The organism is Aureliella helgolandensis (assembly GCF_007752135.1).
In the GTDB taxonomy this organism is placed as follows: Bacteria; Planctomycetota; Planctomycetia; order Pirellulales; family Pirellulaceae; genus Aureliella; species Aureliella helgolandensis.
Window position 1 is genome coordinate 1,180,698 of sequence record NZ_CP036298.1, and the last position, 17,721, is coordinate 1,198,418.

Genomic DNA, 17,721 nt, shown 5'->3' on the forward strand with positions numbered 1-17,721 from the left:
GGGCAGTTCGGGACGCTGGTCTCTGCTCTAGAATCTCTGCGCTCAAATCTCAGCGTTGAAATCAGAGTCACTGTTAAAACAGCAAGTCGTTACCCTCGCCGCAAGGCTTCGATGGGGTCGAGCATGGCCGCTTGGCGGGCTGGATAGATTCCGAACACGATTCCCACGACGATCGATACGCTGGAGGCGATGAGGATCGACCAAATCGTGACGATCGTCTCCATGCCTGAAAAGTAGGTGACTAGGGCGGGCGCGGCTAGGCCGACCAGCACACCAAGCAGGGTGCCGAACAGGGACAGCGACGCGGTTTCCACGAGAAACTGCAGGATAATGTCATTTTGTTTGGCGCCCAGGGCGCGGCGAATCCCGATCTCCCGCGTCCGTTCGCTGACGGTTGCCAACATGATGTTCATGATGCCAATCCCGCCTACGAGCAGGGAGATGGCAGCGGTGGCCCCCAGGACGAAATTGAAGATCCGCTGCGTGGCTTGCGCCTGTTCGAGCAGATCGAGCGGGATTGTGATCGCGTAATCTTGGCGAGGGTGGTATTTGGCGAGCAGCCCCTCCAGAGCAGCAGCCGTCGATTTGACGTGATGCCGGTCGAGTACCTCCACGGTAATCTGACTCAGTTCCAGTCGTTGCCGCGAGAAGCTCCCCTGCTCTTCCTTCTGAATCACATCTCCAATTCGGCTGCGGTCGGTCGTTAAGGGGATCACGATGTCGCGATTGAGGTCTTGTGCGGATAGGCTCGATCCGGCTCCTGCGGAGGGAGTCTTGTAACCCTGGACGCCAACGATTCGGAAGAAGTGTAGATTGCCAACTTGGATCGATTTGCCGAGTGGTGAAATGCCTGGAAATACGGTCCGGGCAACTTCATCGCCAATGACGCACACATTGGCCCGGTGTTCGAGGTCGGTGGGTTCGAGGAGTCGGCCGCGCACCAGCGGGATGCGGTTGGTTTCGAAGTAGCTGGGGTAGACGCCAACGATGCGTCCGGCAACTACTTGAGCAGCATAGCGGGCCTCTTGCTGGAATTCTCGCAGTGGGGTAACGCCGACGGCGCTGGTGAGCGTTTCTTCCATCCGCCGCAGGTCATTGTAGGTCAGGCCGAAGCTTTGTTCGAACGTATCGTAGTTGATCTCCTGCTGGCTGCCGCTGGGTTTGACGCTCCTTACGATGATGTTGTTGACTCCCAGTGACTCAATTTGCTTTTGAGCTTCGCGACTGGCTCCCTCGGCAACGGCTAGCATCACAATCACGCTGGCGACCCCGAAGACTAGGCCCAGGACGGTCAGCATGGAGCGAAGTTTATGCAGCAGCACGCCGTGCAAGGCGGTACGAATCAGGGCTGCATTGCGATCGAAGGATATCATGCATGGCGGTCCGAGAGGAGCAAGCCGAAGCGGCAATGCGGGCAGTTTTTTGAAGCGAGGTCAGTGGGGAGGCGAGTGCTCGGCTACGTTGGCTTACTCAAGCTCCCGGCGGTTCCGCTGGGGCGGCGGACGAGGATCCTCCGGCTTCGCGTTCGGCATCAGCAAAGTCGGCAATGCCGCGTTGGTAGGCGTCCAAAGCAACCGTTTCACCGACTTCGAGACCGTCGGTGATCTCGATGAAGGAGTGGGTTACGCGCCCCGTTTTGACAATGCGTCGTCCCGCGTTCGAGCCGTTTAGAACATAGACGTACGACTGTGAGAAGTGTTCGGTAATGGCTCCCACGGGGACGGCAATCACATCGGTGTAGGTTCCCACTAGGATATCCACTTCGGCAGTCATGCCTGGTTTGATCGACAGCCCCTCGGGCAGCTCGTCGATCAGAATAATGGTTTCGTAGTTCTGAACGGCGGAGTGGCTGCTGGCCGCCATCCCGGCGACCTTCGAGATCGTTCCGGTGAGCTTGACGTCATTGAAAGCATCGAGGCGGATGTTTGCCTTTTGGTCGGGTTTGATCCGATCCACGACCGACTCGTGCACGTTGGCTTTGACTTGCATGTTTTTCATGTCGGGCAGGTAGTAGACCGAACGTCCCGACCAAACTTCGGTTCCCTCACGGATTCTGCGGGAATCGTCGTACCAAGATTCGTTGGCGTAGACAACGATTCCATTTTGCTCTGCTTTGAGCGTGCATTTCTCTTTGAGAGCGATCAAATCTTGCATTTGTTGCTCCAGGATTTTGACACCGTTTTCGGCGTTGCTGACGGCACCCTCGGCCTTTTTCTCTTCCGCATCGGCGGTCTGTTTGGCCCGCTCCAATTTGAGGCGAGTTTCCTCTTCTTTGCCGCGTAACTCGATCAGCTTCTTTTCGCGTTCGTAGGTCACCAGCACGCGGAGTTTTTGCTTGTCGCGTTCCACTTGAAACTGGTAGGTATTCTCCCGCAGCTGATATTCACGCAGTTGTTGTGGGGTGCGGTAGCCTTTCTTTACTAAGATTTCGATGTTGTTCTTTTCGTCGCGCACCTTCTCAAGCTCGGCCTCGGCCTCTTTGATAGCGCGTTCTAGGTCGGCAACTTCGGCAACAAAATCTCCTTTTTCGTATTTCTTCAAATCGATGGCTGCGATTTCGTATTCGAGCTTGGCTGCAGCTTCGTCGGTCGCATTTTTATTGCGTTGAATTTCCAGGGCTTGAATCGCTTCGTCCTGTTTTCCTTTGGCCTCGTTGATCTGTACATCCTTTTCGCGGATATCTGCTTCCACTTCGTCGGTTTGGAATTTGACAACTTCATCCCCCTCCTCCACGGGCGTCCCCTCGGGAACGATGAAGGTGATCTTCCCGCCACGGGGGACTTCGCAGCGACCGTAGACGGTGTGCTGGCTTTCGACTGTCCCTCGTTCGACGACGCGATCTTCCAGAGTTCGGCGTTGGACGGTATAGGTTGCCGCCTCGTTATTCTCGGCCAAGGCGTTTCCAAAGAAGCCGCGAGCGCGATAGATGCCGTAACTTACGCCAGCCAGCAACAGGAGAGACAGCAAGATACGGAAGAGTGGTTTCATGGCGTTCGCTAGTAGCAGGGAGCGGGATTCGGGGCAGTGGCGAGCTGCCTTACGCGGCCAGCAGTTGTAGAATGGGCAAGCGAGTCGTGGAGGAAGGTTTCACCGCAAGGGTCCGGAAGTAGAACGGGCCGCCATTGCAGTCGCAGCCTAGTATTCTACCCTAAGATGCCCTAAGGTCCAAAATTGAGCCCTCTCCTGGGGAAGGAGGGGGCTTTCGCTACCCTGTTCACTATGAGGAATATTGTCCATGCCAGCCATTGTCCCACTGGGTCGCCGAGCATTTTTGCAAGGCAGTTCTCTCTTACTTGCCCCGCTTCTGTGCGACCGAACGGTATTGGGTAGACCGCACCAGGCGGCGTCTGAGGGGGGGGCTGAGAGTCTGCGAATCGGGCTGGTGACTGACTTGCACTATGCGGATAAGCCACCGGCTGGCTCGCGGTATTATCGCGAATCGCTCGACAAACTGGCTGAGGCGGCTGCGGCCTACCGGGAGGTTAAGCCTCACTTCGTGGTCGAACTGGGAGACTTGATTGACGCGGCCGATTCGGTGGCGGTTGAAACGGAATATTTGAAGCGTATCAACAAGGAGCTTGCGTCGATCTGTGATCAGCGGCACTATGTGCTTGGGAATCACTGCGTCGCGACGCTGAGGAAGGAGGAGTTTCTGCAGGTGGTCGAACGGCCTCAAGCCTTCTATTCCTTCGACGAGCAGGGGATGCATTTCGTAGTCCTGGACGCCTGTTTTCGCAGTGACGGTGAGCCCTACGGACGCAATAACTTTAAGTGGACGGACGCCAACATTCCCGCAGAAGAACTCGACTGGCTAGCGGAAGATCTCCGAGCGACGGAGCGCCCTACCCTTGTATTTGCGCATCAGCGTTTGGATGTGCACGACAACCATGGCGTGCGAAACGCCGCCGCGGTACGCAAGGTGCTGGAGGGAGCGGGGCAGGTGCAAGCGGTTTTCCAGGGCCATAGTCATCAAAATGATTATCGCAATATTGCTGGGATTCACTACTGCACCATGGTGGCCATGGTTGAGGGTAGCGGCCCCGAGCAAAATGGATACTCTTGGATGGAAATTGCTGGCAGTGGGGCGATTGAAGTGCATGGATTTAGGAAGCAGAAGCCGTACCAGTGGGTGCCTGCTCCGTCATAAAATGGGAAGGGAAGCCTAAACGATGAGTGATCAATCGCCGAGTCGGGGGAAAACAGCCAGTCCAACGTTCGGGCCGGGGCCCACCGAACGCAGTGTGCGGGCTTCCGATGGTTCGGTGCGGCATGCGCCGGCCGATTGGGAGTTGCTCCCCCCTGGAGATGCCGGTGCGACTCGTCGCGTCAAGGCAGCGGGAGAGCACTGGGTCGTTCAGGAAAAAAAGGGGCGTCGGATGTTTTCGAAAGGGGTGTGGGCCCCGGCGACAACCATCGCCAAGGTGCGCAGCGAGTTGGATGCTGAGCGATCGACGGAAGCCTACGCCAAGCGTCGACAGGCGGACGCGACGCGGCGCGATCGAGCCCAGGGGGAGTACGTGGAAGATTTCTTCGCGGCGGTAACCCGCTTCCTGGATTTCCACCCGCGACACGCCAAGCTGGGGGAGGGCTTTGCCAAGGCGGTGACCGAGCATGCCACCCCGGTGGGCAGTGGTACAGTGGCCCGGACCAAACGTATCCCGGTGGAGCAGCGGGCCGAAGCAGCGGTGATTGCCTGGATGCGGCACCAAACGACTGCTTACGATTCGATGGTGATCCCACGCGTGAAGGGGAAGCGGCGCGAAGTGCGGCGGATGCTGGCAGCCCGCTCCAAGGAACTCTTAAGCGTCTATCGACGGGGGGACGCGCCAGCGGCCAACTGCCCACTTCGCCGAGCGATGCAGTAATTGCCGTGTTCAGACCACCCAGACGAACCGTGTTTTCCGTTATCAACCCTCCATAGAAGTGGAGACGTGTGAACTAGTGGAGTCGTTTTGGCCTTTCCTGTAAATTGGGAAGCGGTAAGATATGCGCCCGAATGGGTTATTGGGCGAGGGGATCGACTGAGGCAGATCAAACTTCTTAGGGCGAAGTCTTCAGCATTAATGAACCTGCGTCCAATAGGACGCCAGCTGATTTCTCGAACTTCTCCGCCGGGACGCCTCTCTCAAGTGTCCGGGGAATGATTCGATTTCCCGTTCGCAGCGCTTGAATTTTTAGAACGTCACAACACTTTAAGCTCCACGTTTGATTCGGTTTTTAGGTGAATTATGGAACTCGCAAAAGTACGCAATATTGGCATTAGCGCTCACATTGACTCTGGAAAGACGACATTGAGCGAGCGAATTCTGTTTTACACAGGCCGAATTCACAAGATCGAAGAGGTCAAGGGTGGTGGTGATGGTGCCAAAATGGACCATATGGAGTTGGAGCAAGAGCGCGGGATTACGATCACCAGCGCCGCGACCAGCGTTTCTTGGGGTGGTGTCCTCAGCAACCACATCAAAGAGCCTTACCACGTCAACTTGATCGACACACCTGGCCACGTGGATTTCACGATTGAAGTGGAACGCAGTCTGCGCGTCCTCGATGGCGCGGTACTCGTCCTATGTGCTGTCGGTGGCGTACAGAGTCAATCTCTGACGGTCGACCGTCAGATGCGACGTTACAACGTCCCTCGCTTGGCGTTCATCAACAAGATGGACCGGACTGGGGCCGATGCCGACAAAGTCGTCAAGGCGATGCGGGAAAAGCTCAACACCGATGCGGTTCTCGTTCAAATGCCGATTGGTGCAGGGGAAACGTTTGCCGGCATGATCGATTTGGTCACCATGAAGAAATTGGAATTCCAAGGCGACCAAGGTACGGACGTAATTGAAAGCGAAATTCCTGCGGATCTGCTTGAAGAGGCGGAGGCATACCGTCACGCCATGCTCGAAAGCATGTCGATGTACAACGACGAAATGATGGAATTGCTGCTCAGCGAAGAGCCTGTCTCGGAAGAGCTGATTCATAAAGTCATTAAGGACGCCGTTCAAAACCAAGGTTTCACCCCTGTATTTGTTGGCACCGCGTTCAAGAACAAAGGGGTGCAACCGCTGCTCGATGCCGTGGTTCGCTACCTTCCTAGTCCTGAACAGCGTGAAATCAAAGCTCGGAAAGTGGACGACGAAACGCAGCGCGTGTTGCTCAAGCCTGACACCGAAGCACCGTTTGTAGGTATGGCGTTCAAGATTGTAGAAGATCCCTACGGCCAATTGACGTTCATGCGCGTCTACCAGGGCAAAATCGCCAAGGGTGAAATGTACACCAATCAGCGAACCGGCCGCAAAGAGCGGTTTAGCCGAATCGTGCGAATGCACTCCGATGAGCGGGAAGAAATTGACACCGCTGAAGCTGGCGATATCGTGGCCATCATGGGCATCGATTGTGCCAGTGGTGAAACCTACGCTGCCGAGCGTGACTACTGCACACTCGAAAGTATGTTTGTGCCAGAACCTGTGATCAAGGTTTCGGTAACTCCCGGTAGCCGTGCGGATGCTGACAAGATGAGCAAGGCGTTGCAGCGGTTCCGTAAGGAAGATCCAACGTTCCAGGTTTACAATGATGATGAAACGAACGAAACGATCATCTGTGGAATGGGCGAGTTGCACCTTGAGATCTACATCGAACGGATGCGACGTGAATACAAGATTGAAGTCAATGCCGGTGCACCTAAGGTTAGTTACCGAGAAGCCCCAGGCGAGAAAGTCGACTTCGATTACAAGCACAAGAAGCAGACTGGTGGATCGGGGCAGTATGCTCACATCAAGGGTTCGTTGACTCCAATTGACCCAGAAGGCGAGACTCTATTCGAGTTCGAAGATCACGTTGTCGGTGGTCGTATTCCTAAGCAGTTTATTGCACCTGTGGAAAAGGGTATGCGAGACTCGCTGGTGAAGGGGCCTCTGGCTGACTACCCTGTGGTCGGTGTGCGAATCGACCTCAACGATGGTAGCTATCACGATGTTGACTCGTCGGAACGCGCCTTCTATATCGCTGCTCAAGGATGTTTCCGCGAAACGTTGCGGAAGGCGTCGCCGATGATTCTGGAGCCTATCATGAAGTGCGAGCTGGAATGCCCAGAGTCGTACCAAGGGGACGTCGTGGGGGATGTGATTCGGCGTCGTGGTTTGGTTGTATCCACCGACATTCGCGACAACGTTTCCTACATCATTGCCGAAGTGCCTTTGGCTGAAACCTTTGGGTATGCAACCGACCTGCGAAGCATGACCAAGGGACAGGGAACGTTCACGATGGAGTTGATGGCCTACCGCAAGGTGCCTAACAACGTGCAAGAGGAAATCATTGCCAAGCGCGCCAAGAAGGACTAGTTTGGCAGGAGGGGCGGCGGCAGCAAGCAGCCCGCACTCTAATCATTGAAGATATATCCAAGGCACCACCGTCACGCAGTGATGGTGGTGTTTTGCTGCGCTCACTGGGCGAAAGTGAGCTTGAGTACCGAAGCGAGGTCGCCGGCGATTTTTCGCAAGAGGAACGCAATGTTCTTGAGGTAGCGGGGCCCCAGGCGTCTGGGGTCGGATAGGGCGCGGTACAGCCATTCGCAGCCAATTTTCTGCCAGACGAGCGGTGCTCGCTTGGCCGTTCCGGCCAGGAAGTCGAAGGAGGCTCCCAGCTGGATACTCAGGGGCACGCCCAGGGTCTCCCGATTGTTCGCAATCCACATCTCCCCTTTCGGCTGTCCAAAAGCAACCAGCAGGATATCTGGTTTGGCTTCACGGATTTGCTCGAGCATCTGTTCGTGTTCGGCGGCCGTCAATGGACGGAATGGAGGCGCATAGCAACCGGCGACTTCGAGCTGGGGGAACTGCTCTTGCAGCTTGTGGGCTGCCGTTTGGGCAACTCCTGGAGCGGCACCTAGGAAGTAGATGCGATAGCCCTTCTCTGCAGATAGACGCGCAAGTTCGACAATCAAGTCGGCGCCGGCAACACGCTCCGGCAGTGGTGTTTCTGAAACGCGACTACGTGCTACGATAGGGCGGCCGTCGGCCAGCACTGCAATGCTGCGGCGATTGATCTCCTCCAGCCTGGGATGCTCTTCGGTCAGCATCAAATAGTTTAGATTGGCGGTGACGAAGTACTCGGGATGACCTGCTTGGATTACCGCATCGGCCAAGGCGACCGTTTGCGTCATGTTCAGCAACGAGAACTCACCATTCCAGATGGGAACTTTGGTAGGCCAAGTGAGGTTTGATCTGGTGCCAGTTCTGCGCTCGTCCTGGATTGCCTCAAGGACTCCATCAATACCACGGTCCAGACTTTCCGCCACAGGATTCGTGGCGGTGGTCGTCGTCCGTGGCGAGCGGGGCGGGGATTGGGAGGAACCGGAATGGGCCAAGGGGGTATTAGCTGAGCCGTTAACAATCGGTAGCGGAATGGTGTGAGAGCTGGAGTTTGAGTTTGTGGAGGATTCCATTTCCAACGACCCTTGGCACAGAGGAGAGCAGGCGATTTGATGGTTTGGGCGACGGCTGCAGATGCAGCCTCTCCCAGCGTTCACCGAACCCTAGGCCATGAGTACACTTTGTCAGAATTTATTGCGGACTCTGCGAGAAAACGAGCAGGCCGTTTCTATTGCTCGCACCGGTTGTAACGAAAGTTTGGAATGAAGAACGCACTTGCAATTGTTGTTGAAGGTGTTGGTACGGGGTTGATCGGAGCCTATGGCAGCAACACCGCAGCCACTCCGGCGATTGATCAGCTGGCCGCCCAGGGACTGGTGCTCGATCAGTGTTTTCTTGATTCCCGGCAGCTTTCGACACAGTTGAGGAGCCTCTGGACCGGGCTGCACGCTCGGCAGGAGGCCACTTCGGAGTGGAGTCTATGGCGTGCTTTCGAGGAGAATCAACGCCCTGCTGCGCTGTATACCGACTGTCCGGTGGCCGCGGATATTGCTCAGCAATTGGGATGCAAGCAGGTGACGTTGATCTCGCTTGAGCCTGTCACCGAGCCGGTGGAGGATCCTGCTGAGTGCAGTTTAATGACGGTTTTTGCAGCTGCGGCGGAAGCGCTCGCCGAAGGTGTCGACGGGCTTGTCTGGATTCACAGTCGTGGTTTGCGGTTGGCATGGGATGCGCCATTGGAGTTGCGCGAAAAGTTTTTGGATCCCGAGGACCCTGTCCCGCCAGCTGAGGTCGACGCTCCGGGGTTTGAGGTCGACGCATCCGTCGATCCCGATTGGGTTATCGGCTGGGGGCAGGTAGCGGCAGCGCAAACGGCCGTCTTGGATGATGCCATCGCAGCGCTCTACGCCACTGTGGCAACTCGCCCGGACGCAGCTCAGTGGAGCCTTCTTTTTGCATCCCTGGGGGGAGTGCCGTTGGGCGAGCATGGTTATGTCGGCTGGGGGAAGGAGCAATTGCACGGTGAAGAGCTGGGGTGTGCGGCAATCATCCTGCCGAGCGAATATGAGCCGGTGGGCCAGCGGCGCGGGGAGCTGTGCCAATTGCCGGATCTGGCCGTCACGCTGATGCATTGTCTTGATCTTGAAATTCCGCTGCTGAATAGAGCTTGGGGACGCAATATGCTCCGTTTGGCGTATAGCTATAACGCCACCGCCTGGGATCCCCTGCATCAGCTGGCGGTCTTATTTACCGCGGAGGCCGACGGGTTGGGGGGGCAGGTCTGGGTTCGCTCCCCGGCGTGGAGTGCCGTGTTTTCCGCGTCAGCAGGCTGCGACGACAGATCTAGGGAGCTCCGTGTCGGCGAGCTTGGCGATTCTGCGGGCGATCTGGCTGAGCAGCGGGATTGGCAGGCGGACGCTGTGCCGCAGTTTGTCGAACAGCTCTACGTCAAACCGGATGACCGCTGGGAGGTGAGCGACATCGCCAGCCGTTGTCCGGAGGTCCTGCAGCAGCTCCGCAACGCGGTCGACTCGTTCGAGGAGTCGCTTAGGAAGCACGAGCGTGAGCACCTCGCGGCGCTCGACGAAGAGCTTTGCCGAACCATGCGTTAGCCAACTGGGGGAGATGGGGCGGGCCCAATCGGTTCATTCAGAGCTCGCGTTTTCGCCATTCTTGGAGAGTCAGCTCCAGCGGTTCCCCAGGCTGACTGGCTGGAATTTGGAGCTTGGCCGTCCAGCCGTCCTGGGATTGCAATTCGATGGAGATTCTCACTGCCGTGGTGCGTGGGGTGGGCTGCACGACCACGTCTGGGGAAGACCATGCGAGGAATTCGGCAGGAGTGATTTGAGGCGGGGAGGCGATTGTGTAAGTTCCAGCTGCGTAACGAGTTACGGATCCCCTGTTGCGAGAGATCGGGCCTTCGTAATCGAGGTAGAGAGGGCGATGGTCCGGCAGGCGGCGCGCCCCTATTTTCGCGAGAAGCCTGTTGGGATCGGGGAGCTCCAGGAGCTGATAAGTGATGAGCTGGGAAGCGGGAAGTGGGGGAGCAAGCAGCAGATCCCAATGCGATGGAGTGGAGTCCAATGCTGGCATCTCGTGCCTTAAAATCACAAATCGGTGAGGGCTCGATGGTGACCGGTCTTCAATTTCCACTGAATCACTTACAATGAAGGGTTTGGCCGGAAGCCCACTCGCTCAAGACGAAAACTATGGACAACGCGAACATCGAAGTACGTGGCGCTAGAGAGCATAATCTCCAGAACGTCAGTATTTCCCTGCCTCGCAATCAGCTGATTGTATTTACGGGGGTTAGTGGCAGTGGTAAGAGCTCGATGGCGTTTGATACGCTCTACGCCGAGGGCCAACGCCGCTACCTCGAAAGCTTGTCGAGTTACGCTCGACAATTCATCGGGCAGCTTCCCAAGCCGAACGTCGATTATATCGGTGGATTGAGCCCTGCAATTTCGATTAGTCAAAAATCGACTAGTTCGAACCCTCGGAGTACGGTGGGGACCGTAACAGAGATCTACGACTTTCTGAGGGTACTCTATGCGCGCGTCGGGACGGGATTTTGCGCGAAATGCGATGTTCCGATCACCTCGCAGACAGTCGATCAGATTGTGGCGCGCCTGCAGGGGCTGACCGAATCGAACGAATACATGATGTTAGCCCCCGTTGTGCGCGGTCAGAAGGGCGAGCATCGCGACTTGTTCGAAACGCTCCAACGGCAGGGGTACGCGCGGGCGCGCATCGATGGAACGGTGATGCGCGTTACGGAAGCGCCTCAGTTGCAGCGCCAGCAAAAGCACGATATTGAAGTTGTGGTGGCAAAGTTTAGCCCCCAGGAGACTCCCCGAACTTCGTTGGCCGACTCGGTGCATGAGTCGCTCAAGCTGGGGGAAAACACGTTGATCGTCATCCCCTGGAGTGAAGAAAAAAAGCCTGAAGCTGGGGAGGAGTCGGAGGCCGCTGAGACCGAGGATGCTCCCCCGGTCAAAAGCCGACGAGGTCGCCGTCGGGCTGGTCAGGCGACGGATGAGTTGATCATGAGTAGTGAGTACGCGTGTCCCAAGTGCGGCACGTCGACACTCCCCCCTACCCCGCAGATGTTGAGTTTCAATAGTCCCAGCGGCATGTGCAATGTGTGCGAGGGGCTAGGGCGGCAGTTTACTTTTTCGCCTGAGTTGCTGATTCCCGAACCGACCAAGTCGATTCGGCGAGGTGCGATTGAGTTGCTCGGCGGTTGGAATGACCTCGGACGCTGGCAGCGGCACCAGTTGATGAGTGTTAGCGAATCGATTGAGAAGGAGTATGGGCTCGAGGCTGGGGAGAGTTTGACGCAGCCGTGGCAAGATCTGGCCCCCGAGGTGCAAAAGGAGTGGTTGTACGGGACTGGTGAGCGACACATCACGTTTACGTGGCGGGGTGGCAGCAAGCCCATGAAGTATGGCGGCGCATTCGAGGGTGTGGTGTCGCAGCTCATGGAGCAATACCGCAATGCGAAGAGCTCGAGTGGCCGCAAGCGTTTTGAGAAGTACATGGAGAAGCGACACTGCGGGGCATGTGGCGGTATGCGTTTGCACAAGCAGGCGCGGCAAATCCGTCTCGAGAGTACGGCCAAGCTGGACGGGGTACCTCAATGGTTGAACTTGCCAGAACTGTGCGACCTTCCGATCGATCGTTGTCGCGAGTTTTTGGCTGCCGTGGAGCTGGGAGAAATTGAAAAGCGGATTGCCTCGGAAGCGGTTCGAGAAGTTTTGAATCGCTTGCAGTTTCTATTGAATGTCGGGCTCGATTACTTGACGATCGGGCGCTCCGCTCCCACGTTGTCGGGCGGAGAGGCGCAGCGCATCCGCTTGGCCAGCCAAATTGGTTCCGGGTTGGTCGGTGTGCTCTATGTATTGGATGAGCCCTCGATCGGCTTGCACCCACGCGACAACGACCGCTTGATCGATTCCTTGAAGGCGCTCCGCGACCAGGGGAACTCGCTGCTGGTGGTTGAGCACGATGAGGATACGATGCGGGCCGCTGACTTGATCCTTGACTTCGGACCCGGCCCGGGAGTTCGTGGGGGAGAGATCGTCAGTTGTGGGGACCTCGGCTCCCTAGCCGCCAGTGAGCGCAGTCTGACCGGCCGCTTTTTGTCGGGCGCTGAGACCATTCCTGTCCCCGAAACGCGACGCCCTGGAAATGGCGATTTGATCCGCATCGTGGGTGCTACACAGAACAATCTCAAGAATGTTTCCGTGGATCTACCACTCGGAAAATTGGTGTGTGTGACTGGAGTTAGCGGGTCCGGTAAGAGCTCACTGATCAACGATATCCTGGTTCCCGTATTGCGTCGCAAGTTGCACGCGGCGGAAGATATGCCTGGGGCGCACGAAAGCGTCGAAGGGGTTGAGCATCTGGATAAAGTGATCGCCATCGATCAATCGCCCATTGGCAGAACGCCTCGCAGTAACCCGGCTACCTACGTCAAAGTCTTCGATGAAATCCGCAATCTGTTTGTAGGTCTGACCGAAGCGAAACGCCGCGGTTACCAGCCCGGACGATTCAGTTTCAATGTGTCGGGTGGACGTTGTGAATCGTGTGAGGGGAATGGCTCCAACAAGCTTGAGATGGATTTCTTAGCTGACTTGTGGGTCAAGTGTCCGGTGTGCGAAGGCAAGCGATACAACCACGAGACGCTGCAGGTTAAGTTCAAAGAGAAATCGATCGCAGATATCCTCGAGATGGATATTCAGCAGGCGCTCGCGTTGTTTGAGAACGTCCCCAAAATTGCCGAGAAATTGCAGACGCTGCACGATGTCGGATTGGACTACATCAAGCTTGGCCAGCCCTCACCGACGCTCTCCGGTGGTGAAGCGCAGCGGATCAAGCTGGCTAAGGAACTCGCGCGTAAAGACACCGGACGGACCCTGTATCTACTGGATGAACCGACCACGGGACTGCACTTTCACGATATCCGGTTGTTGCTCAAGGTGTTGCAAGACTTGGTCGAACGTGGCAATACCGTCTTGGTAATCGAGCACAACTTAGACATTATCAAAGCGGCCGATTGGCTGGTGGATATTGGGCCCGAGGGTGGGCAAGCCGGAGGCCAAGTCGTCTTTGCCGGAGTGCCTGAGGATATCGTCAAAGTCAAAGAGTCCTATACCGGCGTGTCGCTAGCCCGACATTTGGCGGCCGTCCCGATTAGTGCCAAAGACAAGAAGCCCGCGAATGAGCGTCGAAGTACGGTCAACGCGCCCACTGGGATTACCATTCAAGGTGCTCAGGAGCATAACTTAAAGGATGTTTCGCTAGTCATTCCCCACCACTCGTTGTCGGTCTTTTGCGGACCGAGCGGAAGCGGTAAGAGCTCGATGGCCATGGATACGGTGTACGCCGAAGGGCAACGCCGCTATGTGGAGAGCCTGTCGTCTTATGCACGCCAGTTTGTGGGGCAGATGCCTAAGCCGAAAGTGCAAAAGATTGAGGGTTTGGCGCCAGCCATCGCTATTGAGCAGAAGAGTGTCGCTCACAATCCGCGGAGCACGGTCGGCACCGTTACCGAGATCTATGATTATCTGCGCGTGTTAATGGCGCGACTTGGTGAACCGCATTGTCCAACCTGTGACAAGCCGGTTGCCAATCAGACCGCGGATGACATTACCAATCATTTGTTGGGGCATGAGGAGGGAACCCGGCTGATGATTACCTCTCCGCTGCGCTGGCAACCCAATCACGACCCCGAAAATCTATGGGCCGATCTTCGGACCTCGGGGCTCGTTCGCGTTCGCGTAAACGGCCGCACCTATTCGCTGGATGAGCCTCCGCAACTCTCCTCGACCATCAGCTACGATCTAGAGGCGGTCGTGGATCGCATCACCGTTTCCCAAGCCAATCGCAGCCGGATTGCCGAGAGCGTCGAATTGGCACTCTCCCTCGGTGGTGGCAACCTCTTAGCTGTTGAGCCACGCGAGGATCAAGAAGAGATTCATTGGTTGGCGACCCGCCACAGTCAGCACCTGGCCTGTCGAGATTGTGGATACAGTTTGCAAGTCCTGACGCCTCATTCCTTTTCGTTCAATTCTCCCCTGGGGTGGTGCAACGACTGCGAAGGGCTCGGAACGCAAACGGGCACCAGCCCTGCCCTGCTGCTCGACCCCACTCTGACGCTTCGGCAGGGGGCGATAAAGATGTGGCCCGCTCTCGATGAGACGTCGCAGAGTGAGAACGTGGTAACGGAGTTGGCCGGCCCGATGCTGGAGACCTTTTGTCGCGCCGTCGGTATTTCCTTGGACGTGCCGGTCGAAAAGCTCACCGCAGGACAACGCCGCACACTACTCAATGGCACTGGGGAGCGCTGGTTCGAGATTGAAACTAGTAAGAACGTCCGCTTCGAATTCCAATGGAAGGGACTGTTTCCGGCACTGGAGTATGCCGCCAAGCTTAGCCCTCAATTACGCACCAAGTTGAATCCTTATGTCGCTGAGGTTGCCTGCTCCGCCTGCGACGGATCTCGGCTGAACGCGGATGCAGCGGCGGCCAAATTCCGTGGCCTCACCATTGGTGACTATACCCAAGGAACTCTGAGCTGGCTCCGCGATCAACTCTCTTCATGGAAGCTGACGAAACGCGAGCAACAAATTGCTGGGGAGTTGGTGCGCGAGTTGTTGGCTCGGACTGAGTTCTTGTTAGATGTTGGTTTGAACTATCTCTCGCTTTCACGTCCCGCCAATACGCTTAGTGGTGGGGAGTCGCAGCGAATTCGACTCTCGAGTCAATTGGGGAGTGGGCTGTGCGGCGTGCTGTACGTGTTGGACGAGCCGACCATTGGTCTGCACCCCCGCGACAATTTGCGCCTGATTGGTGCCTTGAAAAAATTGCGTGACATCGGCAATACCCTAATTGTGGTCGAGCACGATCGCGACGTGATTGAAAGCAGTGATGGAGTCTTTGACTTCGGGCCAGCGGCGGGACGCTTTGGCGGCGAGTTGGTCGCGAGTGGTTCTCCTCAACGCGTGGCGTTGCAACCCAAGAGTGTTACTGGACCATTCCTCAGCGACGCGCGAACTATTCCTGTACCGCAAACGCGTCGCACACAAGATCGCGGTTGGATCCGCCTGCGTGGTGCGCGGGCGAACAATTTGCACAATGTAAGTGTCGACTTTCCACTGGGGCGAATGACGGTTGTGACCGGCCCTAGCGGAAGTGGTAAGAGTACGCTGATCAATGAAGTGCTGTTCCCTGGGATTTCGAAAGTACTCTCCAAGCAAGCGACCAAGAAGAGTGCTTACGAGTCAATCGAAGGGGTGAAGCTTGTTGATAAGGTGATTCGAGTGGATCAGAGCCCCATTGGCTCGAATCCGAGTTCGACGCCGGCGACCTACACAGGGGTGTTCGACTTAATTCGGCAACTGTATTCCCAATTGCCGGAAGCGCGGGCACTTGGTTATACACCTCGCCAATTCTCGTTCAACGTTCCTGGGGGACGCTGTGAGAAATGTGAAGGCAACGGGCAGATTCGCATCGAAATGCACTTCCTGCCCGATGTGTGGGTGGAGTGCGATAGTTGTCATGGGCGACGTTTCAACGAGGACACCTTGTCGGTGCAATATCATGGATTTTCGATCCACGATATTTTGGAGATGCAAATTGGTCAGTCGTTGGAGGTGTTTAGCAACATTCCCAAGATTCGCCGGATCTTGCAAACGCTGGTCGATGTAGGACTGGATTACATTTCGCTCGGACAATCGGCACCCACGTTATCGGGTGGTGAAGCGCAACGCGTTAAGTTGGCAGCGGAACTGTCGCGACCGGATACCGGTAAGACCTTCTATCTGTTAGATGAGCCGACGACCGGCTTGCATTTTGTAGACATCATCAAGCTGCTAGAAGTGCTGCAACGATTGGTGGATCTAGGCAACACCGTATTGGTGATCGAACACAACCTGGATGTGATCAAGGCCGCGGATTGGGTACTCGACCTTGGACCTGAGGCGGGTAGCGAAGGTGGGAAGCTTGTGTTTGCTGGTACGCCTGAAGGATTGGTGGAACACGCTGCCGCCGCATTAAAGGCTAGCAAGAAACGCCGGTCGAAGAAGGGAGAGCCTGCATCTGAGGAGCTGCTGCGGAGCTATACCGGAGAGGCCATGGCGCCTCAGATGGAAACGATTGAGTACGTGGAACGCGAAACCTATGCCGTCGAAACCTTGATGGAAGTCAAGGAAGGTGACATTGAGCTGGATCAGATTGGTCGCAATACGTTGTTGCCGTGGCAGGCAGATGGAGAGCGTTGGCATACCCGTGACAGTGTGGATCGCGCAGGTCAACCGATTCGTTGGGAACGCGAGATTCTCAAGAAACTGGCTCAACGCATTGCTGACATCGAAGGCTTCGCGCCGATCAATTGGGATAACCGAAGCATTGTAGAGGTGAGTGGTCCGGTCAAGAGTCGAGGTTGGTTCCTGCACGCCATCACTGCGGAGACTTGGTTGTTGAAGCTCAAGTTTCGAGTGCCACGTCGGTCGTTCACGAAAGCTCAACTTGAATCCATCGTCGAGCTTCCCACGCTGAATCAGCTCGAAGAGGTCGAGATGTATGGCAACGAACCACGCGTCAAAGCCAAGGCGTCGGGGACATGGATGGAACTTGAATTGCGTCCTTACACGCTTGATGAAATCGATACCGCCAAGTTCTGGAAATGGTTGGAAGATGCAAGTTCCGCTTTTCTCGGGAAGACTGCTCCGGTGCCAGAAGCTACTGAGAGTAGTGATCCTAAGAACCATAGTCCCTGGAAAGTCTTGAAGCAGCGTTGGCACGCACTCCGTAAGGGGTTTCCCCCAGGCAGAACCATTGTGTGGCCCGCAGAAACTCTGAGCGTCTTTATTCAAGCGGTGCATCAGGCGGCTGGCGGAGGCCGTTGGCGATGGGACGAGCAATCGACTGCGCGGTATTTGCTGCCTGGGATGAATGAGCCTTGGATTGTGTTGCATACGAAACGGCCAGAGGGGCTGATTGCTGTACTCAATGGGCCCGTTGGCTATCAAGCGGGTGATCTCAAGGATTCGTTGCCAATGCCAGTGCAGGTCACGAATCGCGGCGAAGGGGAAGAGCAGCTCCAGATCGCCTTTACCGAGTTGCAGCAACCGCGAGATGCGTCCGTTCGCAAGCTATTGTCGACTCACAAAAGCTTCGTGAGCCAGGCTCAAGTGGGCAGCAAAAAAATAGGATCTTGATCCAATCGAAACGCTCGGGTTGCTTCAGCGGCAAGCTTGGCGTAGCGAAGGCTGGTCCAGAGTAATCCGCTCGGAGCTGAGCTGAGCTGAGCGAGCTGAGCTGAGCGAGCTGAGCTGAGCGAGGCGGGAGAGCCAGT

Annotated in this window: 9 protein-coding genes; 5 read left to right on the top strand and 4 right to left on the bottom strand. The window is 56.4% G+C overall.

What is annotated here, in order from left to right; genetic code table 11:
- Nucleotides 1-89 precede the first annotated feature (89 nt).
- Both Q31a_RS04065 and Q31a_RS04070 read right to left on the bottom strand, forming a co-directional pair.
- A complete protein-coding gene (locus Q31a_RS04065; RefSeq protein WP_145074368.1) occupies nucleotides 90-1,373 on the bottom strand; it encodes an ABC transporter permease in 1,284 nt (427 codons plus the stop codon).
- 97 nt (nucleotides 1,374-1,470) lie between these two features.
- Nucleotides 1,471-2,988 carry an HlyD family efflux transporter periplasmic adaptor subunit gene (locus Q31a_RS04070; protein WP_145074372.1) on the bottom strand — a complete coding sequence of 506 codons (1,518 nt, stop codon included), beginning with the start codon at nucleotides 2,986-2,988 and terminating at the stop codon, nucleotides 1,471-1,473.
- A 247-nt stretch (nucleotides 2,989-3,235) separates the two neighbouring features.
- On the opposite strand from Q31a_RS04070, the gene Q31a_RS04075 reads away from it, so the two are divergent.
- The 3 genes from Q31a_RS04075 to fusA all read left to right on the top strand — a co-directional run bounded on the left by Q31a_RS04075 (nucleotide 3,236) and on the right by fusA (nucleotide 7,331).
- A complete protein-coding gene (locus Q31a_RS04075) occupies nucleotides 3,236-4,147 on the top strand; it encodes a metallophosphoesterase family protein (RefSeq protein WP_145074375.1) in 912 nt (303 codons plus the stop codon).
- A gap of 22 nt (nucleotides 4,148-4,169) precedes the next feature.
- Nucleotides 4,170-4,865, top strand: coding sequence for a DUF2293 domain-containing protein (locus tag Q31a_RS04080; protein ID WP_145074378.1), 696 nt, complete (start codon nucleotides 4,170-4,172; stop codon nucleotides 4,863-4,865).
- Between the two features lie 363 nt (nucleotides 4,866-5,228).
- On the top strand, nucleotides 5,229-7,331 hold the full coding sequence (fusA, locus tag Q31a_RS04085; RefSeq protein WP_145074381.1) for an elongation factor G: 2,103 nt from the start codon (nucleotides 5,229-5,231) through the stop codon (nucleotides 7,329-7,331).
- Between the two features lie 101 nt (nucleotides 7,332-7,432).
- Here fusA and Q31a_RS04090 read toward each other — a convergent pair whose 3' ends face one another.
- Nucleotides 7,433-8,434, bottom strand: coding sequence for a WecB/TagA/CpsF family glycosyltransferase (locus Q31a_RS04090; RefSeq protein ID WP_231691059.1), 1,002 nt, complete (start codon nucleotides 8,432-8,434; stop codon nucleotides 7,433-7,435).
- A 189-nt stretch (nucleotides 8,435-8,623) separates the two neighbouring features.
- On the opposite strand from Q31a_RS04090, the gene Q31a_RS04095 reads away from it, so the two are divergent.
- Nucleotides 8,624-9,973, top strand: a complete 1,350-nt coding sequence (locus Q31a_RS04095; protein WP_145074384.1) for a hypothetical protein — start codon at nucleotides 8,624-8,626, stop codon at nucleotides 9,971-9,973.
- A gap of 37 nt (nucleotides 9,974-10,010) precedes the next feature.
- Here the strand turns inward: Q31a_RS04095 and Q31a_RS04100 are convergent, their stop codons facing one another.
- Nucleotides 10,011-10,454 (bottom strand): hypothetical protein, encoded by a 444-nt coding sequence (locus Q31a_RS04100; RefSeq protein ID WP_197356185.1) that lies wholly within the window; start codon nucleotides 10,452-10,454, stop codon nucleotides 10,011-10,013.
- Nucleotides 10,455-10,570: 116 nt separating this feature from the next.
- Between Q31a_RS04100 and uvrA the strand changes: the two genes are divergently transcribed.
- Nucleotides 10,571-17,584 (top strand): excinuclease ABC subunit UvrA, encoded by a 7,014-nt coding sequence (gene uvrA, locus Q31a_RS04105; protein ID WP_145074390.1) that lies wholly within the window; start codon nucleotides 10,571-10,573, stop codon nucleotides 17,582-17,584.
- Nucleotides 17,585-17,721: the final 137 nt, after the last annotated feature.